Origin of the sequence: Gottfriedia luciferensis (assembly GCF_002156865.1) — a bacterium.
Taxonomy (GTDB): Bacteria; Bacillota; Bacilli; order Bacillales; family Bacillaceae_G; genus Gottfriedia; species Gottfriedia luciferensis.
In genome coordinates this window covers 1-24012 of record NZ_NCTA01000044.1, presented here as the reverse complement: position 1 = coordinate 24012, position 24012 = coordinate 1, and the positions used below count along the sequence as shown (strand labels likewise).

Annotated in this window: 19 protein-coding genes, 2 tRNA genes, 1 pseudogene and 2 riboswitches; of the genes and pseudogenes, 1 reads left to right on the top strand and 21 read right to left on the bottom strand. The window is 34.3% G+C overall.

Annotated elements, in window-relative coordinates:
- Nucleotides 1–219: 219 nt before the first annotated feature.
- From B7R67_RS22785 to B7R67_RS22865, 5 genes are read right to left on the bottom strand one after another with little or no spacing between them, the layout of a single operon-like run.
- The gene (locus B7R67_RS22785; RefSeq protein ID WP_088072566.1) at nt 220–2562 is read right to left on the bottom strand and encodes a histidine kinase; all 2343 of its coding nucleotides are present in this window, start codon (nt 2560–2562) and stop codon (nt 220–222) included.
- Between the two features lie 55 nt (nt 2563–2617).
- Nucleotides 2618–3178: a potassium-transporting ATPase subunit KdpC gene (gene kdpC / locus B7R67_RS19010; protein ID WP_088072565.1), complete on the bottom strand. Its 561-nt coding sequence runs from the start codon at nt 3176–3178 to the stop codon at nt 2618–2620.
- Nucleotides 3179–3201: 23 nt separating this feature from the next.
- The gene (kdpB, locus tag B7R67_RS19005; protein WP_088072564.1) at nt 3202–5241 is read right to left on the bottom strand and encodes a potassium-transporting ATPase subunit KdpB; all 2040 of its coding nucleotides are present in this window, start codon (nt 5239–5241) and stop codon (nt 3202–3204) included.
- Nucleotides 5242–5280: 39 nt separating this feature from the next.
- On the bottom strand, nt 5281–6951 hold the full coding sequence (gene kdpA, locus B7R67_RS19000; RefSeq protein ID WP_088072568.1) for a potassium-transporting ATPase subunit KdpA: 1671 nt from the start codon (nt 6949–6951) through the stop codon (nt 5281–5283).
- Nucleotides 6952–6990: 39 nt separating this feature from the next.
- Entirely contained in the window at nt 6991–7068 is a 78-nt protein-coding gene (locus B7R67_RS22865; protein WP_088012318.1) for a potassium-transporting ATPase subunit F, read from the bottom strand.
- A 444-nt stretch (nt 7069–7512) separates the two neighbouring features.
- Nucleotides 7513–7656, bottom strand: a riboswitch (cyclic di-AMP (ydaO/yuaA leader).
- Nucleotides 7657–7781: 125 nt separating this feature from the next.
- Nucleotides 7782–7919, top strand: a riboswitch (cyclic di-AMP (ydaO/yuaA leader).
- 112 nt (nt 7920–8031) lie between these two features.
- On the opposite strand from B7R67_RS22865, the gene B7R67_RS18990 reads away from it, so the two are divergent.
- Nucleotides 8032–8418 carry a DUF2294 domain-containing protein gene (locus B7R67_RS18990; RefSeq protein ID WP_088072563.1) on the top strand — a complete coding sequence of 129 codons (387 nt, stop codon included), beginning with the start codon at nt 8032–8034 and terminating at the stop codon, nt 8416–8418.
- A 94-nt stretch (nt 8419–8512) separates the two neighbouring features.
- Here the strand turns inward: B7R67_RS18990 and B7R67_RS18985 are convergent, their stop codons facing one another.
- The 16 genes and pseudogenes from B7R67_RS18985 to B7R67_RS18905 form a co-directional block, all read right to left on the bottom strand.
- Nucleotides 8513–9277, bottom strand: coding sequence for an ABC transporter permease (locus B7R67_RS18985; protein WP_088072562.1), 765 nt, complete (start codon nt 9275–9277; stop codon nt 8513–8515).
- Nucleotides 9274–10038, bottom strand: a complete 765-nt coding sequence (locus tag B7R67_RS18980; RefSeq protein WP_088072561.1) for an ABC transporter ATP-binding protein — start codon at nt 10036–10038, stop codon at nt 9274–9276. Before B7R67_RS18980 ends, B7R67_RS18985 begins: the two co-directional genes overlap by 4 nt.
- Before the next feature lie 156 nt (nt 10039–10194).
- Nucleotides 10195–10539 carry a DUF1048 domain-containing protein gene (locus B7R67_RS18975; RefSeq protein ID WP_088072560.1) on the bottom strand — a complete coding sequence of 115 codons (345 nt, stop codon included), beginning with the start codon at nt 10537–10539 and terminating at the stop codon, nt 10195–10197.
- 18 nt (nt 10540–10557) lie between these two features.
- Nucleotides 10558–10935 carry a DUF1048 domain-containing protein gene (locus B7R67_RS18970; protein ID WP_088072559.1) on the bottom strand — a complete coding sequence of 126 codons (378 nt, stop codon included), beginning with the start codon at nt 10933–10935 and terminating at the stop codon, nt 10558–10560.
- 1 nt (nt 10936) lies between these two features.
- Nucleotides 10937–11260 carry a PadR family transcriptional regulator gene (locus B7R67_RS18965; protein WP_088072558.1) on the bottom strand — a complete coding sequence of 108 codons (324 nt, stop codon included), beginning with the start codon at nt 11258–11260 and terminating at the stop codon, nt 10937–10939.
- Nucleotides 11261–11931: 671 nt separating this feature from the next.
- Nucleotides 11932–13332, bottom strand: a complete 1401-nt coding sequence (locus B7R67_RS18960) for an amino acid permease (RefSeq protein ID WP_088072557.1) — start codon at nt 13330–13332, stop codon at nt 11932–11934.
- A 172-nt stretch (nt 13333–13504) separates the two neighbouring features.
- Entirely contained in the window at nt 13505–14851 is a 1347-nt protein-coding gene (gene brnQ, locus B7R67_RS18955) for a branched-chain amino acid transport system II carrier protein (RefSeq protein ID WP_088072556.1), read from the bottom strand.
- Between the two features lie 448 nt (nt 14852–15299).
- The gene (gene yhbH, locus B7R67_RS18950) at nt 15300–16487 is read right to left on the bottom strand and encodes a sporulation protein YhbH (RefSeq protein ID WP_088072555.1); all 1188 of its coding nucleotides are present in this window, start codon (nt 16485–16487) and stop codon (nt 15300–15302) included.
- Between the two features lie 274 nt (nt 16488–16761).
- The gene (locus B7R67_RS18945; RefSeq protein ID WP_088072554.1) at nt 16762–17664 is read right to left on the bottom strand and encodes an aldo/keto reductase; all 903 of its coding nucleotides are present in this window, start codon (nt 17662–17664) and stop codon (nt 16762–16764) included.
- A gap of 98 nt (nt 17665–17762) precedes the next feature.
- Entirely contained in the window at nt 17763–19658 is a 1896-nt protein-coding gene (locus B7R67_RS18940) for a PrkA family serine protein kinase (protein WP_088072553.1), read from the bottom strand.
- Nucleotides 19659–20119: 461 nt separating this feature from the next.
- The gene (trmL, locus tag B7R67_RS18935) at nt 20120–20614 is read right to left on the bottom strand and encodes a tRNA (uridine(34)/cytosine(34)/5-carboxymethylaminomethyluridine(34)-2'-O)-methyltransferase TrmL (RefSeq protein ID WP_088072552.1); all 495 of its coding nucleotides are present in this window, start codon (nt 20612–20614) and stop codon (nt 20120–20122) included.
- Between the two features lie 62 nt (nt 20615–20676).
- Entirely contained in the window at nt 20677–21594 is a 918-nt protein-coding gene (locus tag B7R67_RS18930; protein ID WP_235822215.1) for an amidase domain-containing protein, read from the bottom strand.
- Nucleotides 21595–21663: 69 nt separating this feature from the next.
- Entirely contained in the window at nt 21664–22794 is a 1131-nt protein-coding gene (queG, locus tag B7R67_RS18925) for a tRNA epoxyqueuosine(34) reductase QueG (protein WP_088072551.1), read from the bottom strand.
- A gap of 357 nt (nt 22795–23151) precedes the next feature.
- Nucleotides 23152–23522 (bottom strand): annotated as a pseudogene (locus B7R67_RS22860) (four helix bundle protein).
- 228 nt (nt 23523–23750) lie between these two features.
- Nucleotides 23751–23833, bottom strand: a tRNA-Leu gene (locus B7R67_RS18910).
- A gap of 93 nt (nt 23834–23926) precedes the next feature.
- Nucleotides 23927–24010, bottom strand: a tRNA-Leu gene (locus B7R67_RS18905).
- Nucleotides 24011–24012 lie beyond the last annotated feature (2 nt).

The following is a 24012-nucleotide window of genomic DNA, read 5'->3' as shown; positions in this document are numbered from 1 at the left end:
AGTGTGTAGACAAAGTCCTATTTATCTGATTATCAGACTGATTGAAAACGCTTGTCTTTCGAGGCGCGAAGCCTGGCGAGGAGCGGATTTACCCCAAACGGTAATGAGCACCGTAGACAGGCGAAGCAACGAAGAAAGCGAGCGTTTGGCGGGCAGTCTGAGAGCTGATGATTCAGCTCCTACGTAGTTTACAATAAATTAATCTACCAATTAATCAATTTATACTTGTTTATTAGGTTGGTCAGCTACAACTAAAACATCTAGGTGACGTAACTCTCTTAAAAATTTTTGAACAATTGAACCAGTTTTAATTTCTTCCCATCGAGTACGAGCAGACTGCCCCATAATGACATGCGTAGTCTTTTTTTCACTAATCTTTTTAACTAACTCAATAAAGATAAGGCGTCGATCGGGTGCCTCATACAATTCAAATGTACCGCCAAGACGTTCAGTCATTTCTTTAATTTTTTTTAAAGACTGGCTTTCTTCTTCTGATAAGTTATTCTGATGTTTTACATAGGCTACATATAAAGTCGCTTTTAATCGATAAGCGATCCGGAACCCTCTCCGAACTAACCTCTCGCTATTTGATTTTAGATTTACGCAAACAAAAATGACTTCTTCCTGCCTCCAAGGTCCACGTAATGTTAAATCTCTTTCCCATGCCTCAAGTCGTTCATCTACATCATCTGCTACTTCCCTTAAGGCTAGTTCTCTCAAAGCTATCAAATTACCAGTTTTAAAGAAATTACTTAAAGATTGTTCGATTTTAATAGGTGCGTAAATTCTTCCTTCTCTCATTCTTTCTCTTAATGCTTTTGGAGAAATATCGATCAATTCTATTTCATTAGCATCTCTAAGAAAATGATCTGGAACAGTTTCTCTTACTTTAACACCTGTAATTTGTTCAACACTATCATTTAAGCTTTCTAAATGTTGTATATTCATAGTAGAAATGACTGAAATACCTGCATTTAGAATTTCTTCTACATCCTCATATCTTTTATAAAACTTACTTCCTGGGACATTTGTATGTGCCAGCTCATCAATTAAAACAACCTCTGGATTCCTTTTTATTATAGACTCAGTATCCATTTCTTCCAGTGTCGTACCTTTATATGCTATTTTTATCCGAGGAACGATTTCTAACTCCCCTACTCTTTCAATTGTTTCTTTTCGTCCATGCGTTTCTAGTAATCCAATAACAATATCAATCCCTGTTTTCTTCAGCTCATTTGCTTCCCTTAACATCGTATACGTTTTTCCAACTCCAGGAGCTGCACCAATATATACTTTTAAAGTACCACGTTTAATTTTATGTATTTCTTGCGCAAGTTCTTGAGCGCTTAAACGACGATAAGGATTTAATTCCTCCTTATTTACTTGCATTGTTGGTATTACTCTTTCTCCATCTTTTTCTGCACGATCAGCAACGATAAATACATCTATATTTTTCGTTTTTCTTAAAATTTTGTTAACGATAGATCCAGAAACAATTTCTTCCCAACGCGTTCGTTTTGATTGTCCTAATACGATGCTCGTTATATTACTTTTAATAGAATAATCCACAATTTCACTTGCAATTGAATCGTTATTCAATGGTAACTCTTCAAAATTCCCACCGACTTTTTCAACAAGTTTTATAATTGAGCGCTTAAAAGTTAATTCGTCATTCGAAAATTTTTTATTAGGTGGCCGAAAACAGACTACATGTAAATCGCCACCTAATCTTTTGGAAATTTGTTGTCCCCTTCGGACTAAAATTGATCCATTCCAATGATATTGTACGGTAACTAAAATCTTTTCCGAAGCTCCTGATGGACCTACCATACCATGTTTTTCACGATATTCATCAAGGGCATCGTTCACTTCACCAGCTAAGAAACGTAAAGCAAGTTCACGTAGGACAGCAAGATTACTTCGATGATAGAACAGATATCGGTTCACATTATCTTCTTCATTATAGAAATCGTCTTCACGTGATCTTTTTAAAATAACTTCAGGTGTTACATCAAGTAACTTTAAATCATCAGCTATTGCCAACGTTTCTTCCGGCAAAAATACATCTACTTTTACTTTATTCCCTGTTAACTTATCCGCTTCCTCATGAACTTCTTTTATTTCGTATATATTCATTGTCGTAATAACGCTTATATTTTTTGAAATTAAATAATTTATATCATCTAAACGAGTAGGAAACATAGCACCTGGACGATTTTGATGTGCTAATTCATCAACTAAAACTACTTCTGGATTTCGATTCATAATGGAGTCAATATCAAGATCTTGTTTTTCTATTCCATTTTCTTCCCATCTTATAGAAGGCATTTTCTCCAAACAGCCAATTTGTTCAATTGTCTTTTGTCTGTTTGTTTCACTAATCAATCCAATTACAACATCAATACCACGTTCTTTTAAAACATTTCCTTCTTGTAGCATATGATACGTTTTTCCAGAACCGCTCACTGTACCAATGATAATCTTAAGTCTACCCTTTTTAATTTTTTGGATTGAATGAAGTAATTCTTCAGGTGTTTTTCGACGAAACTGGTTATCACTCAATTTTTTTCCTCCTTTCTTTCTACATAAGGAAAAAGGAGAGAATCCCTCTCCCCTTTTATCTTAATTTCTGTAAATCTAAGTTTAATTCTAGTATATTCACACGTGGCTCACCAAATATTCCTAATTGGCGACTTTTCGTATGGTTATTTATTAGCGAGACTAATTTATCTTCTGAAATACCCGTTGCCTTTGCAATACGAGGTACTTGTGCTTTGACAGCTTCAGGTGATAAATCTGGGTCAAATCCTGAACCAGATGTTGTAACTAGATCAGCTGGAATCTCTTTTCCAAGTCCATTATTTTCTTTTCTTAATTCATTTATTTTATCTTTTGTCGCATTAACATATTCTTTTGAAGCAACTGCCGCATTAGTTGCAGTAGATGCAGTTGGGTCATAATTAGCTGCAGAAGCTCTAGAATGGAACCAGTCAGGGCCTTTAAATTCCTGCGCTATTAATTCAGACCCAATTACTTTTCCGTTCGTTTTAACTAAACTGCCTTCTGCTTGTTTCGGAAAAATAACTTGCGCAACACCTGTTGTTGCAAGTGGATATGCTAATCCACAGATTAATAACAAGACGATTGATGCTCTAATCGCAACTATTAGTGATTTCAAATTAAATCCTCCATTCTCATGTATTACACAAAATGCAATGTGGATACAATCATATCAATTATTTTTATTCCGATGAATGGAGCAACTACTCCGCCAAAACCATAAATAAATAAGTTTCTTGATAAGAGTTTATTCGCACCCATTGGTTTATATTTCGCACCCTTCATTGCAACTGGAATGAGGAGAGGAATAATAATTGCGTTAAATATTAATGCTGAAAGGATTGCAGATTTAGGTGAATTCAATCCCATTATGTTAAGATATTCTAATTGCGGTATTGCCATAATAAATAAAGCTGGAATTATCGCAAAGTATTTTGCTATATCATTTGCAATTGAAAATGTCGTTAACGAACCTCTTGTAATCAACAATTGCTTACCGATTGCAATAACGGAAAGCAATTTCGTAGGATCTGAATCTAGATCAATCATATTTGCAGCTTCTTTTGCAGCCATTGTTCCAGAGTTCATTGCTAAACCTACATCTGCCTGAGCTAATGCTGGAGCATCATTTGTTCCATCGCCTGTCATCGCAACAAGCTTACCATCATTTTGCTCTTTCTTAATTGCTGCAATTTTATCCTCAGGTTTTGCTTCGGCTATGAATTCATCGACTCCAGCTTCCCTTGCAATTGTAGCCGCTGTTAAAGGATTATCTCCTGTACACATAACCGTTTTAATGCCCATAGCTCTTAATTCATCAAATCTTTCTTTTAATCCAGGTTTAACTGTATCTTTCAAATAGATAATACCGTAAATTTTATCATTAATAGCTACAGCAAGTGGCGTTCCCCCTGCTTTTGCTACAATATTTGACTTCTCTTCAAGCTCACTTGGAATGTTTCCACCTTTAGCAATTACATATTTTTTAACCGCATCTACTGCACCTTTTCGAATTTCAGTGCCATCCTTTAAATTTAAACCTGACATTCTAGTTTCAGCAGTAAATTCGATGATTTCAGCATCTTTGTACTCAATTTCGTTCCAACTAAAGCCTTTTTTATGAGCTAACTCTACTACTGACCGTCCTTCTGGTGTTTCATCCTTCACTGATGATTTTAAGGAAGCTAGTGTTATTTCTTTTTCAGAAACTTTATTAACTGGAATAAACTCACTTGCCATACGATTCCCAAATGTAATCGTACCTGTTTTATCTAATATCATCGTATCAATATCTCCAGCAGCTTCTACTGCTTTACCAGACATTGCCAATACATTAAATTGAGTTACACGATTCATCCCAGCAATACCAATTGCAGAAAGTAGTCCACCAATTGTTGTCGGGATTAAACAAACTAATAAAGCAATTAAAGTTGCCACATCAATTGAAACATTTAAGTAATTTGCAATCGGAACAAGTGTCATTATAACGATTAAAAATACTAATGTTAATACAGCTAAAAGTGTTGTTAACGCAATTTCATTTGGTGTTTTTTGACGCGACGCTCCTTCAACTAATGAAATCATTCGATCAATAAATGATTCACCCGGATCTGTTAAAATTTTAACAATAATATAATCTGAAACTACTCTTGTTCCACCTGTTACAGATGAAAAGTCTCCACCTGCTTCTTTAATTACTGGCGCAGATTCACCAGTGATCGCTGATTCATCAATTGATGCTAAACCTTCAACTATTTCACCATCTGAAGGAATTATTTCTCCTGTATCTACGCGTACGATATCACCTTTACGTAGTGTAGTTGATGCTACTTCTGTATATGAACCATCTTTTTGTCTTAATTTTGCAGTAGTCTCTGATTTCGTTTTTCGCAATGTATCTGCTTGTGCTTTTCCTCTACCTTCAGCAAGCGCCTCTGCAAAGTTTGCAAATAATACTGTAAACAGCAAGATCAAAAATACAGCGATATTGTATGTTCTTCCGACAGTGCTAATACCAAATATATCTGGTTTTATTGAAAGGATTAGTGTAATAAAAGTACCGATCTCAACAACAAACATAACTGGATTTTTTATCATTACCATTGGATTTAATTTTTTAAACGAATCTATTACAGCTTGGGTTTTTATTTCTTTTGAAATTGGCTTATTTTCGATTGCCATAAGATCATTCTCCTCCTTAGCTATTACCGCTCCATACGATTAAAACATTCCTAAATGTTCCGCGATTGGCCCTAGTGCAAGTGCAGGGAAAAACGTTAATGCACAAACAACTAAAATAATCGCAATTAAAATGGCTGTAAATAACGCTGTATCCGTTCGGAATGTTCCAGAAGTTGTAGCAACAATCTTCTTAGTAGAAAATGACCCAGCGATTGCTAGCATTGATATAATTGAAATATATCTGCCTAATAACATAACTAACCCAATTACAATATTATAAAAATCCGTATTTGCAGTTAATCCACCAAATGCTGAACCGTTATTTGCTGCACCTGATGTCATCGCATAAATGACTTCTGATAAACCATGAAATCCAGGATTTAATATTGAAGAAACAGGTCCTTTAAACGCTAGAGCAATTGCAGTTGGTACTAGAATAATTAACGGATGAATTAATATTGCAATCGACGCTAATTTAATTTCTTTCCCTTCAATTTTCTTACCTAAGAATTCAGGGGTTCTTCCGACCATTAATCCACAAATAAAGACTGTTAAGATTACGTACAGTAGCCCGTTTAATAAACCTACACCTTTACCACCGAAAACATTGTTTAACATCATCTGAAGTAATGGTACTAACCCGCCAATTGGTGTAAATGAGTCATGCATTGCATTAACAGATCCTGTAGTTGCTGCAGTTGTAACAGCTGCAAATAAAGAAGACTCTGATAAACCAAATCTTACTTCCTTTCCTTCCATATTTCCGTTTAATCCTAATGCATGTAAAGCTGGTGTTCCATTATACTCGGCTACAAATACCACAGTTAAAAGAGTGATAAAAATGAACCCCATTGCAGCAAACACAGACCAACCTTGTTTTTTGTTTTTTACCATAATACCGAAAGCATAGACTAGAGAAGTTGGTAAAAGCATCATACATAAAATGTGAACTAAATTAGATAGTGGAGTCGGATTTTCAAATGGATGTGCAGCATTTGTTCCAAAATATCCACCACCATTTGTCCCTATATGTTTAATTGATTCTAACGCTGCTACTGGTCCTCTAGTTATAACTTGCTTAACTCCTTCAATAGTTGTTACACTAACTGAACCATGAAGAGTTTGAGGTACCCCTTGGAATACTAAGAATAACGCTACAATAAATGATAAAGGTAAAAATACACGCGTGATTGAGCGAACTAAATCAACGTAAAAGTTTCCTAAATTATCTTGACGTCCTACTAATCCTCTTATAAAAGCAATTGCTACGGCAAAGCCGGTTGCAGCCGAAGTAAACATTGGGAAAGTTATCGCCATCATTTGAGAAAAATAAGAAAGTGCATTTTCACCACTATAAGCTTGCCAATTTGTATTTGTTATAAATGATATTGCTGTATTGAACGCTAAAGCTGATGGCATATTAGCAATATGTTCTGGATTAAACGGTAAATATTTTTGGAGCCTAAAAATTGCATATAGGATTATCAGCATAACGAAATTAAATAGTAACATCGCAAGCACATACTTTTTCCAACCCATCTTCTCTTCTTCCCGTATACCAATTAATCGATAAATCATTCTTTCGAATGGTCTAAAGATGCGATCTAATCCGGTTTTTTCATAATCATATACTTTAACAAGGTAGCTACCAACTGGCTTAACTAATAAAACAATCAGTAGTAACGTAATAACTACCTGTAAAATTCCCATGGACATTTCATAACTCCTCCCACATGTTTAAACTAATTACTAAAATTTCTCTGGTTTAATTAATACAAAAACTAAGTATAGAATTAGAACGATTCCGATAATTGCTGGTATAAGCATTTATAACTCCCCCTTACGCTTTTTCACAAAATAGTGTGAAACCCCAAAAGATTGCAAAAACAATAAATAGTAAAGCTACCATTGTAAAATCATTTATCATTCCAATTCTCCTTCCAAAAATTTTTATAGAGAATTAAAAAAGACCAATGAATACTAATCTTCTAATCAATTAACCTTTGCTTAATAGGAAATAAACATAAACTTCATTTTATGCCTATCCTAAATAAGAGTTTGTTAATTCATGACTGAAGAAAAGTATTCATTGGTCTACCTAACACCCAGCTAGCTTGATGCTCTCTTTGTGTTCTGTCTCCCTGATCTTTTCTAATTTTCATTTATTAGTTATTTAAATTTTCGCAAAATAAAAAGACCTACTCATTTATTTGCTCAGGTAAATTATTATCAAAAGACAATAAAAAACCCGCTCAAATTAGGCGGTCTACTGACCTCCTTCGCTTTAGCCTACGAAGTTAGCTGTCGGGTAGGATGGCGAAAGAGTCTCTCATCCCTTCTACATTCATGTAGAATTAACCCCAAAAAATTGGTTCCTCCGTTTACGATTGATTCGTAATTAAGCCGATATTTATTTTGCTGTTTTGATTATACGGCTATGTTTTTTACATGTAAAGATATTTTTTGTTAAAATTTTTTAAAATTTCCCCCTTTACATTTTTATTAATCCTTGTATTATTTAACATATCAATAAAATAAATTTGCTATAATCGCTAAATCGTAATTACGAGCGGGGGAACCAATTTGTGCACTGCACTTGGGGTGAATCCATTTAGGTAGGGCAACTTTTCAAGTCCGAATCCGACAGCTAACTTCGCAAGCGTTTGAAGAGAGTAAAGCTTAATCGTGTTATTACTATTTCAATAGACTTACAATTTGAAATAAATAGCCACGAGAAGAGTTCTCTTCTTGTGGCTATTTTTTTGTTATAAACATATGGGAGAGATTGTAATGAACACATCAAAAAAAAAGCTTGAAATAGAATTAAGTGAAGCCTTTATTAAGTTCCAAAGAGAATTAATTGGAAGAGGTCCCCAAGAAGCAAAAACTTATATAGTTGAAGATATGATTATTTTAAGATTTAAAGGCGTATTAACGACGGAAGAAAAGCATTTAGTTACTCACAGTACAGGAAAAAGTCTTGTAAAAAAAATGCGTCAAGTGCTTAGAGAAATGTATAGTGGAGAATATGAGGAAATTATTGAAAAACATACTGGTTGTAAAGTTTTATCAAGTCATAGTGATACTAGTACAAACACTGGAGAAAGGATTGAAGTGTTTGTAATGGATCGAAATATAAGTAAATTATTTGACTCTTTAAATAAATATAACGATTAAAGAATACTAGAGTTTTCTATACCGATGCTAATTTCTATTTACTTAATGTGAAAAAGTACAGATTGGAAGAAATACCCAATCTGTACCGCAGTCATTATTTCATTCTCTTTTTATACACTTTTATCGAAATTACATAAAACAAAATCCCAATTCCCACTAACCATAACACTGCCGTTACAATCATACGATCATCCGGCTGGCCAGCTAAAAGTGAACGCACACTTTCAGCAATTGGTGTCATTGGCTGATTTTCGGCAAAAGCTTGAAGTTTACTACCCATGTTATTTGTTGGAACAAAGGCTGAACTTACAAACATTAAGCCCATAAGCAGATAAGAGAACACGCTCGCTCCTTCATACGATTTTGACATAAGCCCGCATGCTACTGCAATCCAAGTGAAAGAAAAAACTGTAAGCAGAATCATACCTACTGCTAGAAGCCATTCCGCAAAGTCAGCGTGAGGACGGAATCCCATGATAAATGAAATGAGAATCACCGCAGCAACTGATAATAAGTTTAATATCAATGTTGAGATAACATGCCCTCCCAATATCGATGATTTGGCGATTGGCATGGAATGGAATCGGTCAAATATTCCTCTAGTCATGTCTGTATTTACTCGAACTGCTGTATAAGAAATCCCCATTCCAATACACATAAGCAATACTCCTGGAACGATAAAATTCACATAAGCAACTTTATCCATTGTCATGGCACTACCAAAAATATAGACAAAAGCAAGCATAAGCATAATCGGCATAAGAATCGTTGTGATAATTGTGTCAATACTTCGGAGTGAATGTTTCATCACCCGGTTGCTCATGGTAAAAGTATCACTGATTAAATGTTTTCCGCTCATGACTTTTCCCCCTTCTTTGTAGTAACAGCGAGGAAAATTTCCTCAAGTGTCGGCTGTTTTTCGACGTATTCCACTTTTTTAGGTGGTAAAATTGCTTTTAGTTCGTCCATTGTGCCATGTACGAGAATTTTCCCTTCGTGTAAAATGGCAATGGAATCAGCTAGTTGTTCAGCTTCTTCTAAATATTGAGTCGTAAGAAAAACGGTAATACCAGCTTTCACCATATCACGAATTACTTCCCACAGAGCCAACCGTGCTTCCGGATCAAGTCCGACAGAAGGCTCATCTAGAAAAACAAGCTCCGGTGACCCAAGTACTGTCATTGCTAAATCCAAGCGTCGTTTCATCCCCCCTGAATAAGTAGCAAGAGCTCGATCACCAGCTTCTAATAAATCAAAGCGTCGTAGGCTTTCTTCCACAGCTTTTTTCCGATCCGGCAAGTGGCGAAGTTTAGCTACTAGGTCGAGATTTTCCCGCCCAGTCAAGATATCATCAACCGCTACGTTTTGTCCGGTTAGGCTGATTTTCTCACGTACTTGTTGTGGGTTTGTTTGAAGGTTAGTACCACATACTTCAATTTCACCCTTTTCTGCTTTCAGTAACGTAGTTAATATTTTAATAATGGTAGTTTTACCTGCACCATTTGAGCCTAATAAAGCGAATACACTACCTTTTTTCACTTCAAATTCCACACCTTTTAATACTGGGACATTCTTGTAGGACTTCTCAAGCCCTTTCACTTTAATTGCTGTATTGCTCATAATTATTTCCCTCCCGTATAGAAAGCTGAAGGCGCGTGTAGTGACATAGTAGCGCCTGCAACTAGGCTTCTTTATTTAGACTGGCAAATTGATACGATTTACTTGTTCAAAATATTACTGAACGACCTGTTTTTAAATAAGCTGTTCTGTTAAGGATTATTTTTTCTTACCTAAACGATCTAGAATACTTTTGTTTAAGTTATTGCGTAACTTATCATCCCATCTTTTCGCTTGGTCGGTAAGTCCATTAGCGAATGCAGTCAAGTCTTCACCTGTTACTTCCAATACATCTTTGCCATCAGCTGCACCTGATTCAAATAAATCAATGAGATCGTACTGGATTCTCAACATATCCATGCCACTGCCAGAGGCGAAACTCCACATATAGTTGCAGATTTTTTTGTAAGCCTCTGGGTAGTCGCCTGGCAAAGCTTCCACACGCGCCATCATTTCTTTGTATTCTTTTTTGTCGTTTAGTATCTTTTTGATGAAATTTACCATGGTATTTAACCTCCTACATTATTTTTTATTCGTCCATATTTTTACTTGCTGTTCAACTCTACTCTCAATTTCTTTTTTCAACTCTACTTGCCCTCCCAATAAACTTCCTGATTCACCATCTAGTTTTGAGAGAGCCATCAGTTCGTCGGCAAATGCCGCCACGTCTTCTCCGGTAACATCAAGCACCTTCCTGCCTTCTGCTGAACTTGCTTCAAACAATTCATACAAATTAATGATTTCTTCACCAAAACCATATCCGAAATTCCACATGTACTTTTGAATCTTTTTGAACACAAACGCGTAATCTTTTGGTAGAGCATTTACTTTTTTCATAAATGCTTTGTATTCCCTTTTACTTTCTAAGTCGCCAATAATTAGCTCTATAAATTTCTTCATATTATTTCTCCCCCTTTAGTGAATTTATTTTTGATGAAACAAAATTCCATCTTTTCCAAAATTGCTGTAATTCCTCATGCCCAGCTTCATTCAATGAATAAAACTTACGTGGCGGTCCCATTTCAGAACGTTTTTTCTCAAGATTTACCCATTTTTTCTTTTCCAGCCTTACCAATATCGTATAGACTGTACCTTCGACAACCTCTGTAAATCCCAGTTCATTAAGCAGGCGGGTAATTTCATAGCCATAAGTATCACCACGACTAATGATTTCCAATACACAACCTTCTAATGAACCTTTGAGCATTTCTGTTAAATTTTCCATAGCAAGCACCTCATTAACTATCTGTTAAATTATTTTCGATCGATTAGTAAAGGTAAACTGTAACAATAAGTAGCGGAGGGGTAATAATGAACTATTTTAATATTAACCACCTTTCAAGCTAATTAGTAATACAGATATTCAGTATCACTTAGTACTTGGTAAAAAAAACTGAATAGCTTTAAGATTTCATAAACTAATTTTCTTTTCAGCTATCTAGTATTACTGATATTCTGTTTTACTTAGTATTAGTATATTGTATTACTAAGTAGCGGATATGTGCAAAGTTTTTAAAAATAAATTTAAAAATAATGAACTATTTAGTGTTACAGATATTCAGTATCACTTAGTACCTCTACATTGTATCACCGAGTAGATAGGTTGTAAAGTAATGATTTAAAAAAACGCAAGTGGACTTCTATAACCAAAGACAGCACTTTAACTTGGAAAACTGTATCTGTTTAACTTTATTCATAATACTGAGGAAATAGAATTTTGAAGATGAACTTTATTCAACAAAAAACCACCTAAATGATAATTGGCTTAGATTTTAAACCTTAATCAGCAACTATAAATACTTCTAAATAAAGTAGCTCTAGTAAGAAATTCCATAAAGTAAAATAGAGGATGATCGATTAATGATCATCCTCTATTCATTGTAATTAATTTATCAATTAGTTTATTTGTTTGTTAGATACTTCATTATCTGTTTGACCCTCTACTAGTTCACGTTTTCCAATACCGAAAGCATAAAAACTAATCGTAACAATAGCCAAGAAAATTATCCCTACAATAAGTGAGATACGTGTGTCTTTATTAAACCACATACCGACTAGTACCAATACTAAATAAGCTAACGTTAAATAGTTGGTAACAGGTGCAAAAGGCATTTTAAATGGATGATTGTCAATTTCTGCTCCTTTTGCTTTTCTGAATCGAATGTGACTAATTAGAATGACAAACCAAGGAATCATCCCTGGAAGAACACTTGCACTGTATACATATACGAATAAGTTTTTTGGTGCAATAAAATTTAAAATAACACCAACTATTAAACCAATAAGCACACCAATCGTACCAAATAAAGGCACTCCGTTATTTGAGATTTTAGCAAAATATTTTGGTGCTTGTCCGTTTACTCCTAATGTATAAAGCATACGTCCTGCACTGTAAATACCGCTGTTACAGCCAGACAGTGCAGCAGTAATTACTACAAAGTTAATAATACCAGCCGCAGCAGTAATCCCTACTTTGGCAAAAGTTACAACAAATGGGCTACCGATTGAATTTAATTCATTCCATGGATAAACCGTCACAATTACAAAAATCGCACCAATATAGAAAATTAAAATACGCCAAATCGTACTTTGAATCGCATCTCTTAATGTTTTTTTCGGATTTTCTGCTTCTCCAGCAGTAATACCAATTAATTCAACACCTTGGTAAGCTCCAACAACTAGTGAAAGAGCAAAGAAGAAACCTGACCAGCCATTTGTAAAAAAGCCACCGTGTTTCCATAGGTTCGATAATCCAATCGCATGTCCTCCGTTTCCTAAACCGAAGAAAATAAGACCAAACCCAGCAATAATCATTAATAAAATTGTAACGATTTTGATCATCGCAAACCAAAATTCAAACTCACCAAATGATTTAACCGAAATTAAATTTGCAGCTCCAAGAATTGCAATTGCAATCATACCTGGTATCCAAGCAGGTAGGTCTGGAAACCAGTACTTCATGTATGCTCCAACTGCTATAATTTCTGACATTCCAACAATAACCCATTGGAACCAGTTACTCCATGCAGTCATATATCCTGCTAAAGGATGTATATATTTATGTCCAAATGTAGCAAATGAACCTGTACTTGGCTCTAAGTACAACATTTCTCCCATTGCACGCATAATAAAGAAGATAAAAATACCCGAGATTGCATAAGCAAGCATTACTGATGGGCCTGTCCAATGAATCGTACTCGTTGAACCCATGAATAAACCTACACCAATCGTACCGCCCAGAGCAATCATCTGTATATGACGGGATTCCAATCCTCTCTTCAATTCCTTTTGTGCCATGCTATTTCCTCCCCAAAGATAAGATACTAAAATCTCTATTTTGTCTTGAAACGATGAAACAAGTATTCCTTTTTTCTCTCTCTTACAAATTGATCCCCAAAATCATGATCTGCATCGTATCTTACAGTTAAAAAACTTGTTTATTTTCCTATGATTATTGGCTATTAATTATCTAACTTACTTTTCGAATTGGACTAGACTCATCTTTCTTCCGTAAAACACTAACATAATAACCACATATACCACCTATAATAGAGGGAACGATCCATCCTAACCCTAAACTATACATAGGGAGGAACTTAGTGAAAAAATTATGAATACCTTCAATGCTTATTCCAGCCGCATTTAAACCATCAAATAAACTTACTATAAACGTTAAGATTAAACTGCCTTGATACACTTCTGACCTACCCTTAAATTTATAGTGTAAGAATGTTAAGAAAATTAAAGAGATAGCAATTGGATACAGTGTCATTAATACAGGAATTGATACTTTAATTAGTTGTGTTAATCCTATATTTGCTATAAGGGTACTAAACACGGTCATAATGATCGCAATTTTTTTATAAGAAATGGCTGGAAACATTTCATGAAAAAAAGAAGAACAAGCAGTGATTAATCCTACACTCGTCGTCAAACATGCAACTGTAATCATTAAACCTAATAAGATGCCACCATAAGAACCAAAATAATAGTCTGAAACTTTAGCCAATACTTCAGCGCCATTATCTAATCGACCAAGCTTTTCAACACTAGAAGCCCCCATAAAGGAAAGGGCAGAATAGATAATCGCTAAAAGAGTAGCAGCTATAGCTGTTGATTTTCCACAAACAATCATTAGCTGTTTCTTAGTAGTAACCCCTTTTTCTTTAATTGCATTTACAATAATAATTCCAAAAACAAAAGCAACAAGAGCATCCATCGTTAAGTAACCTTCTTGAAAACCTTTAAAAAACACATGAGATGTGTACCCTTTAAAAGGCGCTTGAAGTTTTCCAATTGGATGAACAATCGCTACAATGACTAGCAACCCAATAAAAGTTAATTTAATAGGAGTCAGAAATCTTCCAACTACATCAATAATCTTTGTTGGATTAAGTGATAACAAGCATGCAACTGTAAAAAATAAGATTGAAAATATGATTAATGGAACAGGACTTGCACCATTTGATAAAAAAGGTTTAACGCCAATTTCAAATGATACATTCCCTGATCTAGGGATAGCGAAAAAAGGACCAATTGCTAGATAGAGAACGGTAGTAAATACAATTCCAAACAACGGATGTACACGTCTAGCTAAAGATTGTAAATTTTTTTCACCTGAAAAAACAAATGCCGTGACACCTAATAATGGTAATCCAACTCCAGTAACTAAAAAACCTGCATTGGCTATCCATACATTCTTTCCGGCTAATTGTCCAAGAATAGGTGGGAAAATTAGATTTCCCGCTCCGAAAAACAATGCAAATAACATAAAACCTAGAATGACAATAAAAGTAGAAGGTACTCTTGATGACATAATAAACAACAACTCCGATTAATAATTTGTATAAAATTCCCAAAATAATTCGACAATTTAGATAACTATTTCCCCATTATTCGTATTAATAATATCCCTATTTTTCTGTTTTCTTTCCAGACCAAACAATCTTACCTCACATTTTCATCAAATTCAATAAATTTAATAATCTTATAATACGAAACTAATTTCTTTGTTGCGATTAATTTTGTTCATAATAAGAATTGATGAAATATTTTTGCTTTAGATCTGTGTTGAATGGCATTCTATTAACTCATTATTTAAATCTTTAATAAAGTACTTAATCTAATTTTTGGAACAAACTTCCTAAAATAGTATTGTTTAAAATCTAACTTTTTACGACAAAAAACCAGAAAAACCTTTTAAAAGGTTTTCTGGTTTTTTCCTTTCTATTAATTTCGCCAGCCAACTAATACTTAAAAGCTCTTTATTTCGCTGCCTTCTCATGCTCTTGCTTGAAAAAGCTCTTCATCGAATGAAACACATCTGACTTTTGTTTTAGTATATAATAGCGAAATTTCTCGTCATTGATATTTTTATACGCAGACATTAGTGTTGAATGACGGTTGTATTGGTTAACCTCTCCATATCCAAACATATTACTTACTTTCATTAATTCTTGAACTAATTTTACACAACGTGCATTATCAGATGTTAAATTATCACCGTCAGAGAAGTGGAAAGGATAAATATTATATCTTTCAGGCGAATATTTATATTCTATTACTTCTAAAGCTTTTCGATATGCAGAAGAACAGATCGTTCCTCCACTTTCCCCTTTTGTAAAAAACTCTTCCTCTGTAACAACTTTTGCTTCTGTATGATGCGCAATAAACTCAATGTCTACAGATTCATACTTTGTTCTTAAAAATCTCGTCATCCAAAAGAAGAAGCTACGTGCCATATATTTTTCCCATAAGCCCATACTTCCGCTCGTATCCATCATTGCAAGAACAACGGCCTTAGATTCAGGTTTTCGTATTTCATTCCATGTACGGAATTTTAAGTCCTCTGGAGAAATCGGATAAAATGATGGAGTTCCACTCATCGCATTGCGTTTGAAGGCAGACATCATAGTTCGTTTCTTATCAATATTACCCATTAATCCAGTTTTTCGGATATCATTAAATTCAATATTTTCAACTGTATTTAAATCTTGTTCTTTTCTTTTTAGATCAGGTAATTCTAACTGACTAAATAGAGCTTCCTCTAATTCCATTAGTGAAACCTCTGCCTCATAATAATCTTCACCTGATTCTTTACCTGCACCTTGCCCTTTGCCAGCACCTTTTTGAGGCTGACCTCCCTGTGAACCATCTCTTGCCACTACATCGCCAACTTTACTGTCTCCAGTACCCTGACCAACGTGTTTGTTTTTATCATAGTTGTATCTTATCTTATACTCATCTAGTGACCGAATTGGAATTTTTACTACATCGCGCCCGTTTGACATGATTATGCTTTCTTCTGTTATCAAATCTGCTAAATTCTTTTTAATCGCCTCTTGCACTTTCTCTTGATGGCGCTGTTGGTCGTCGTGTCCTTTACGATGGAGGGTCCAGTCTTCCTGTGAAATGGTAAAATTATGTTTTTGTTCTATGTTTTCATTACTCATTTTCTTTCCCTCCCTTAACCTAATTGTATTTATTTTAAAACTAAAAAAATCGTCACACAGTAATGCTCAAATGCATAAACTAATTCGGTAGGTGATTTTCTACCCTTTTTTATGGATTACTCTATCATATGCAAGAGGACACAATTATTGACAATCTTTCTTCTAATTTTTGCACCCATTTTTTCAGAAAATAGGACAAGTCTATAAAATAAATATATTTATATAAAAAAAATAAGTGGATAACTAATAAAAAGTTTTCCACTTATTTTTACATTTAAGGTAAATTGTGACCCATTCCAGCTACGTAGATTCGTAACCATTGTTCAGCTGTCATACTTAATTTAGTAGATTCAACAGCTGTTTTGACACGTTCAATTTTACCTGAACCTACTATTGGCATCATTTTAGCTGGATGTGCTAGTAACCATGCATACATTACTTCATCAATTGAATTTGCTCCGATTTCAGAAGAGATCTCTTCAAGCATGGTACGGACTCGAACCGCTGCTTCAGATTGACTAGTGAAAATTTGTCCTCCCGCTAGTGGTGACCAAATCATAGGAGCAATATCTTTTTCAAGTAATAAGTCAATCGTTCCTTTTTCAAAATGCTCTAATTGCATTGGTGAAACCTCAATTTGATTTGTTACAAGTGGCATATCAAGATAAGCTTGTAACGCATTAAATTGAGAAGGTAAGAAGTTAGATACACCAAAATGACGAACTTTACCTTCAGAATAAAGCGTGTTAAATGCCTCAGCTACTTCTTTCGGATTCATAAAAGGATTCGGTCTATGTATTAAAAGTAAATCGATATAATCTGTTTGAAGATTTGCTAATGACTGATTAACACTCATTAGAATATGTTCTTTGCTAGTGTCATAATGGTTCATCTTTAGTTCAGGAAACTTAGATGATTTTAACTTGATGCCGCATTTTGTAACGAGTTGGATTTTTTCTCGAAGCTCTGGTTTAAGTGCTAAAGCTCTTCCGAATATTTCTTCACAAGTGTAACCACCATAAATATCTGCATGATCAAATGTTGTAATCCCAAGCTCAATACACTCTTCTATAAAAATTACTAACTGTTCAGAAGTCATTTCCCATTCTGCTAAACGCCATAATCCGTGGATGATTTGAGAAAACTCAAGATTTTCCGCCACTTGAATTCTTTTCATATAAAAAACTCCCTTCGAAATTCATTATTATCATTATAGGATAAACTGAAACATATGCAAAAGAAAACGGCTATCTAATCGATAGCCGCTTAAACAATTTAACGGTTTAGTAATGAGCCTACATAACGTAATAATTCATTTGCTGATGTTGAGTTATATCCATACTCATCAATTAGTCGACTCACAACATCATTAATTTTCTTTAACTGGCGTTCATCCGGAGTTTTTGTGGATGTTGTAATTTTTACTACATCCTTCAAATCTGAAAAAAGTTTCTTTTGGATAGCTTCTTTCAATCTCTCATGCGAATTATAATCAAAACGTTTTCCTTTACGTGCATATGCCGATATTCTAATTAAAATTTCTTCACGGAACGCTTTCTTAGCATTTTCAGAAATACCAATTTGTTCCTCAATTGAACGCATAAGTTTCTCATCTGGATTCATTTCTTCTCCAGTTAAAGGATCGCGTAATTTATTCTTATTGCAATAAGCTTCTACATTATCAAGATAGTTATCCATGAGTGTTTTAGCTGACTCTTCATATGAGTAAACAAATGCTTTTTGAACTTCTTTTTTCGCAATATCATCGTATTCTTTTCTAGCAATTGAGATAAAATTCATATATCGTTCGCGGTCTTCATTCGAAATTGAAGGATGTTGATCTAACCCATCTTTTAATGACCGTAAAACATCTAGAGCATTAATAGACGGAATTTCTTTTCGAATAATAGTAGATGAAATACGATTTATGACGTATCGTGGATCGATACCATGCATACCTTCATCTAAATATTCCTTTTTCAATTCTTCTAAATCAACAGTGTTATAGCCTTCTACCATTTCACCATCATAAAGACGCATCTTCTTAACAAGATCAATATCTCCTCGTTTTGGCTCTTTTAAACGAGTTAGAATTGTAAACATCGCTGCTACCCGTAAAGTATGTGGTGCAATATGAACATTTGAAACATCACTTTCAGAAATCATTTTTTGATAAATTCTCTCTTCTTCACTAACCCTCAAGTTGTAAGGAATTGGCATTACAATGATACGTGAATGCAATGCTTCATTTTTCTTATTATTAATAAACGATCTGTACTCTGTTTCATTCGTATGTGCAATAATTAATTCATCCGCAGAAATCAATGCAAAACGCCCTGCCTTAAAGTTTCCTTCTTGCGTCAGGGATAATAAGTGCCATAAAAACTTTTCATCACATTTTAACATCTCTTGGAATTCCATCATTCCACGGTTAGCCTTATTCAGCTCCCCATCAAATCGATAAGCTCGAGGATCTGATTCCGAGCCAAATTGAGCAATTGTTGAGAAATCGATACTCCCTGTTAAATCTGCAATATCTTGGGATTTCGGATCTGATGGACTAAATGTTCCAATACCAACGCGACGATCTTCAGATAAGAAAATACGCTCCACGATGACATCTTCAATCCTACCACCATACTCTTGTTCAAGTCTCATTAGGTTTAGTGGTGAAAGATTCCCTTCAATTCGAACTCCATATTCCTTGAAAAAATCATCTCTTAAATGGTTTGGAATTAAGTGCAATGGATCCTCATGCATTGGGCAACCTTTTATTGCATAGATTGAACCTTGATCAGTCCTAGTGTAAGATTCTAAACCTCTCTTTAACATCGTAACGAGTGTTGATTTACCACCACTTACAGGACCCATTAATAATAAAATACGCTTTTTAACATCTAATCTCTTGGCAGCAGGATGGAAATATTCTTCTACGAGTCTCTCGAGTGCTTCTTCTAAGCCATATAGGTTGTTATTAAAGAAGCTATAGGTTTTTTTACCATTCACTTCTTCAATACCTGCGTTTTTAATCATATTATAAATTCTGGAATGTGCAGTTTGTGCAACCCATGGCTCCTCTTTTAATATTTCAAGATACTCAGCAAAAGTGCCTTCCCATTTCAATCGTTGTTCCATATCACGATGCTGCTCAAGTTTCTTTAAAATATCCATGGACAAGTACCTCCTTCTTCTCATCTGTAAGAGAGATTATTAAAGGATATGCGAGGATGTCCGTACTCATGCTATATCTTTAAGCGGGAAAATATTTTTTAATCCATACTTAATTCACATAAATTTACTTTCATATTTCTAAGTTTTTTTTGTATAATAAGTTTAGGGTATTGGGAATTTTTCAAATTGGGAGGATACATACTGATGAGATTAGCCTTAATTTTATTAGTTACAGCATCATTTTTAGTCGCAATTTTCACAGCTGGCTATAATGACAAACCTGGACTGAAAAACAGATAATAATATGGAAGATGCTTCTAAATCGGCTCATAAGTTTAAATTCGCCGTTATTAGAAGCATCTTTTTATTTTAAGAGTAGGAAAAAATAAGAGAGTGCAGGGAAAGCAGAAAGAACTAATCTTTTCCTTTCTAATCCTGCCCTTCCTGTTCCTGCTCTTAACTTATTTTGAATAATCCTTTACCTTTAACAAGTCACGAAAATCTTGTTGACGTAAAGCTTCGTAAATTAATATAGCTGCAGTATTTGATAAATTTAATGATCTGATATGATCCGTCATTGGAATTCTTAAACAGTTTTCCATATTTTTTTCAATTAACTCTTTTGGAAGTCCTGTTGTTTCTCTACCAAACACAAAGAAAATATCTTCTTCCGTATTGGAATAGTCAAAGTTTGAATATGTTTTTTCTCCAAATTTTGTAATGAAATAAAATTTACCTTCTTTATATGTTGAAAATAAATCATCTAACGAATCATGATAATGGATATCTACATGTTCCCAATAATCCAATCCGGCTCTTTTTAACATTTTATCGTCAGTTGAAAATCCTAATGGACGAATTAAATGCAAGCTTGTATCTGTACCTGCACATGTACGTGCTATATTTCCTGTATTTGCTGGAATTTGTGGTTGATATAATACAACGTGTATTCCCATCTCTTTCACCTCTATATTCTTTCAATGCTTAATATTATACCAAATTCATTATTAATAAGGTATTATTCGATAGGAGAGTTCGTTAAGCCATCAATGATATGAAAAAACTTATAGTTAATATTATCCGTGAAGGCAGATGAGTCATAGTATGACCAATATCTTTTTCGACTATTTACAGTATGCGCATTCACTAGTGGTTCTCCATTTTCATCCTTAGCAACAACGATTGTACAATGATTCCAAACACCGTCACCTTCAAAATCATATAAAATTATATCACCTAATGATAATTGTTTTTGATTTGGTACTTCTTCTGCTTTTATTCCGGTTTTTGATCCAGGTAAATACCTTCTTAGTGCATGCGCAACTCTCCAGCTATAGCTACTCGCTGAATAATTCTTATACCACCAGCCTGTTCCTGGTTTTGGCATACCATTCATCTTAACTCCACCAGCCCTCAAACATTGAGAGATAAAATTAGTACAATCATTTGCGTAGAGCGGATATTCCCTATTATGGCCATCCCACCATGTCTCAGCATATTTAACAGCATTAAACCGATTATATACATTATTTCGTTCTACCGATAATTCGCTTCCACTGTTTTCATCTTCTTCAATCTCAAAGTTGATTATGTCCTTTGGAATCGGAATCGAAATATCATATCTAATTTCTTCCTTCTCAATTGCCATTTGTCTCTCTTCTTGAGCTTCTTCAAAATATAAATCTGTTTGCTTTAAAAAATAGCGCGTATGCAAAGTATAATTAATGTAAGTAACGTCTTTTTCACTCCAAATATTGTTTACTTCCATATTGCCATATGTTTTTACTAATTTTATATTTCGTTTATGATATAACTCAACTTTACGTTGAATAGCTTGATATTCATTTTCTTGAATAAGATGATTTCGTTTTCCTTCGCCAAAATAAAGCTGCAATCGTTCTTTTAAATAACGTTCTAAAAGATCACGATTAAACAAAATAATCCCCCATTTCAACATTAGTTCATACTCTATACGATGTTGAAAAATAGGAGATTATACCACCCATTAATGAATACTTGTAAGAACTGCATTGATTTCGTTTATAACAATTTCATCTTGCTCTGTTTGTAAACAACTTTCGATAAATGATATCCCATTTTGACCTTCAATCTCATATATTGCCCAAATAGCTGTACCCCTTATGACTGGTCTAGCATCTTTTTTAGCTAATTCCTTTAAATCGTCTAAAGCTGTTTCATCTTTAAAGTGAGCTAAAGCAATAATCGCATTTCTTTGAATTGGATTCTTCCCTCTCCAAGAACCTGACATTTGTCCAAACTGACTTTTAAACTCTCTATTACTAACCTTTAACACTGAACGTAGTAATGGTTTAACAGTTTCAGGATCTGGCTCCATTTCTGCATGATGTGTAAAATTAATTCCTTTATTCTTAGGGCATACTGTTTGACACGTATCACACCCATAAACACGATTTCCAATCTCTTTTCGAAACTCTACAGGTATCATTTCTTTTGATTGAGTTAGAAAAGCTATACAATTTTTTGCGTTTAGCTGTCCTGGTGAAACAATTGCGCTAGTTGGACAGACATCTAAGCATTTTGTACATTCACCACATTGATCTTCTATAGGTGAATCCGGCTCAAAAGGTAAAGAAGTAATCATCTCACCCAAATACACATAAGAACCAAATTCAGGCGTAATAATCGAACAATTTTTTGCACTCCAACCTATTCCTGCTCTTTCAGCCACAGCTCTATCAACAAGTTCTCCTGTATCTACCATCGATTGAACTTTTACATTAGGATAATGTAATAATATAAATGACTCAAGTTGCAATAACTTCTTTTTAACAACAACATGGTAATCCTCGCCCCAAGAAGCCCTACAAAATATACCTCTTGTAGATCCTTTTTTACTTTTAGGAGGATTCTTCATCTTGGAAGGATAAGCTAATGCAATCGCAATAATCGAATGTGCTTCCGTCATAATTTTTCTTGCATCTGCTCTTCTTTCAATATCCTTTGTTTCAAAACCTGACTGATAGTTTAACTCCTGTTGTTTATATAAACGATTTTTTAATGTTAAAAATGGATCAGCAGTCGTAAAACCAATTTTATCTATTCCTATTTCTTTACTATATGAAATTAATTTTTTTTGAAATTCTTTAATATGCATCAGAATCACCTAGCTGCTTTTTATTTACATTTAATAGCTACTATTCTGGTCAGAATAAGGAAGCTTTATCTCATTATGACATAAGTACTATTGAATAACATAAAAAAACGCAATGTATCGTTCTTCTAATGAATCAATACACTGCGTTGTTATCAAATTTATAAGTGCTGCTTAACTACTATGTAATAGGTATATAGTAGTTTTTTAATGAACTTGTAATTAAATTTACCATACAAATGTCACTAAATCAAGAATAAAATCACATTTTGTCGAAAGATTAGGAACAGGGATAAGGAAGGGCAGGAAGTACAGGAAAGGCAGGCTTTAGGTAAAGAACTCATTTAAGAGTTAGTTTGATTATAAACTTTGTGATTTTAACCTTTTGTACATAGAAAAGAGTATTTTTTTAATTTGGGATAATTCGTCATCAAGTATTTGGTGCATTTCGTATGTAATATAATTTCTATCTTTACTTAGATCAAGGCCGGCTTTAACCTCGGAAATGCTTCCAATAGCAACACTCAAAAATTGTACTTCTTTTTACTATATAATTGACCATTTCCCTCGGCTAAGTTTAAATAAACCGAATCCATAGCTCGTCTCATTTGATTTCCGAGTTCATATTTCTCATTCTGCGGAAACATAATAGTAAGTTTATAAATTTGATTACAAAGCATTCTAATTCTCTTAGCAACTTTTAACTCCCTAAAATCATTAATACCTCTCATATCACACCTCATCAACTTATTTTTCATTCTAACTAGAATATCAAATAAATATTAGAAAGTATCAAACATATTAAAAATTGATTATGAGAAAAAAGGTCACTTTTTTTCTTCTTTTTTACTTTCCTGCTCTCCCTGCTCTCCTTGCTCTTTTAATTTCTCTTCTTAAATACAAAAAATAAAAGGGCATTGCATCTCTGCAAAACCCTTTCCTTTATCCTGCTTTTAATATAGCGGTGACAGGACTTGAACCTGCACATCCGTGAAGATACCTGATTTTGAGTCAGGCGTGTCTGCCATTCCACCACACCGCCAAAAAGATATAAAATTATTATAATATATGATAGACAAATTGTCCATTCAAACCTGAAATTAAAAACCTCTTACAAAAGTAAGAGGTTTAATGATACCGAGGGCCGGACTCGAACCGGCACGGGGTCAACCCCCGCAGGATTTTAAGTCCTGTGTGTCTGCCATTCCACCACCCCGGCAG

Coding starts and splice junctions, on each gene's coding strand:
- B7R67_RS18990 (WP_088072563.1), top strand. CDS start 8,032: ATGAACACATCAAAAAAAAAGCTTGAAATAGAATTAAGTGAAGCCTTT.
- brnQ (WP_088072556.1), bottom strand. CDS start 14,851: ATGTCATCAAGAGTACCTTCTACTTTTATTGTCATTCTAGGTTTTATG.
- queG (WP_088072551.1), bottom strand. CDS start 22,794: ATGCATATTAAAGAATTTCAAAAAAAATTAATTTCATATAGTAAAGAA.
- B7R67_RS18960 (WP_088072557.1), bottom strand. CDS start 13,332: ATGGCACAAAAGGAATTGAAGAGAGGATTGGAATCCCGTCATATACAG.
- B7R67_RS18940 (WP_088072553.1), bottom strand. CDS start 19,658: ATGGATATTTTAAAGAAACTTGAGCAGCATCGTGATATGGAACAACGA.
- B7R67_RS18945 (WP_088072554.1), bottom strand. CDS start 17,664: ATGAAAAGAATTCAAGTGGCGGAAAATCTTGAGTTTTCTCAAATCATC.
- B7R67_RS18970 (WP_088072559.1), bottom strand. CDS start 10,935: ATGAAGAAATTTATAGAGCTAATTATTGGCGACTTAGAAAGTAAAAGG.
- B7R67_RS18980 (WP_088072561.1), bottom strand. CDS start 10,038: ATGAGCAATACAGCAATTAAAGTGAAAGGGCTTGAGAAGTCCTACAAG.
- B7R67_RS18985 (WP_088072562.1), bottom strand. CDS start 9,277: ATGAGCGGAAAACATTTAATCAGTGATACTTTTACCATGAGCAACCGG.
- yhbH (WP_088072555.1), bottom strand. CDS start 16,487: ATGAGTAATGAAAACATAGAACAAAAACATAATTTTACCATTTCACAG.
- B7R67_RS22865 (WP_088012318.1), bottom strand. CDS start 7,068: ATGCTTATACCAGCAATTATCGGAATCGTTCTAATTCTATACTTAGTT.
- kdpB (WP_088072564.1), bottom strand. CDS start 5,241: ATGGCAATCGAAAATAAGCCAATTTCAAAAGAAATAAAAACCCAAGCT.
- kdpA (WP_088072568.1), bottom strand. CDS start 6,951: ATGGGAATTTTACAGGTAGTTATTACGTTACTACTGATTGTTTTATTA.
- trmL (WP_088072552.1), bottom strand. CDS start 20,614: ATGGGAATACACGTTGTATTATATCAACCACAAATTCCAGCAAATACA.
- B7R67_RS18965 (WP_088072558.1), bottom strand. CDS start 11,260: ATGGAAAATTTAACAGAAATGCTCAAAGGTTCATTAGAAGGTTGTGTA.
- B7R67_RS18975 (WP_088072560.1), bottom strand. CDS start 10,539: ATGGTAAATTTCATCAAAAAGATACTAAACGACAAAAAAGAATACAAA.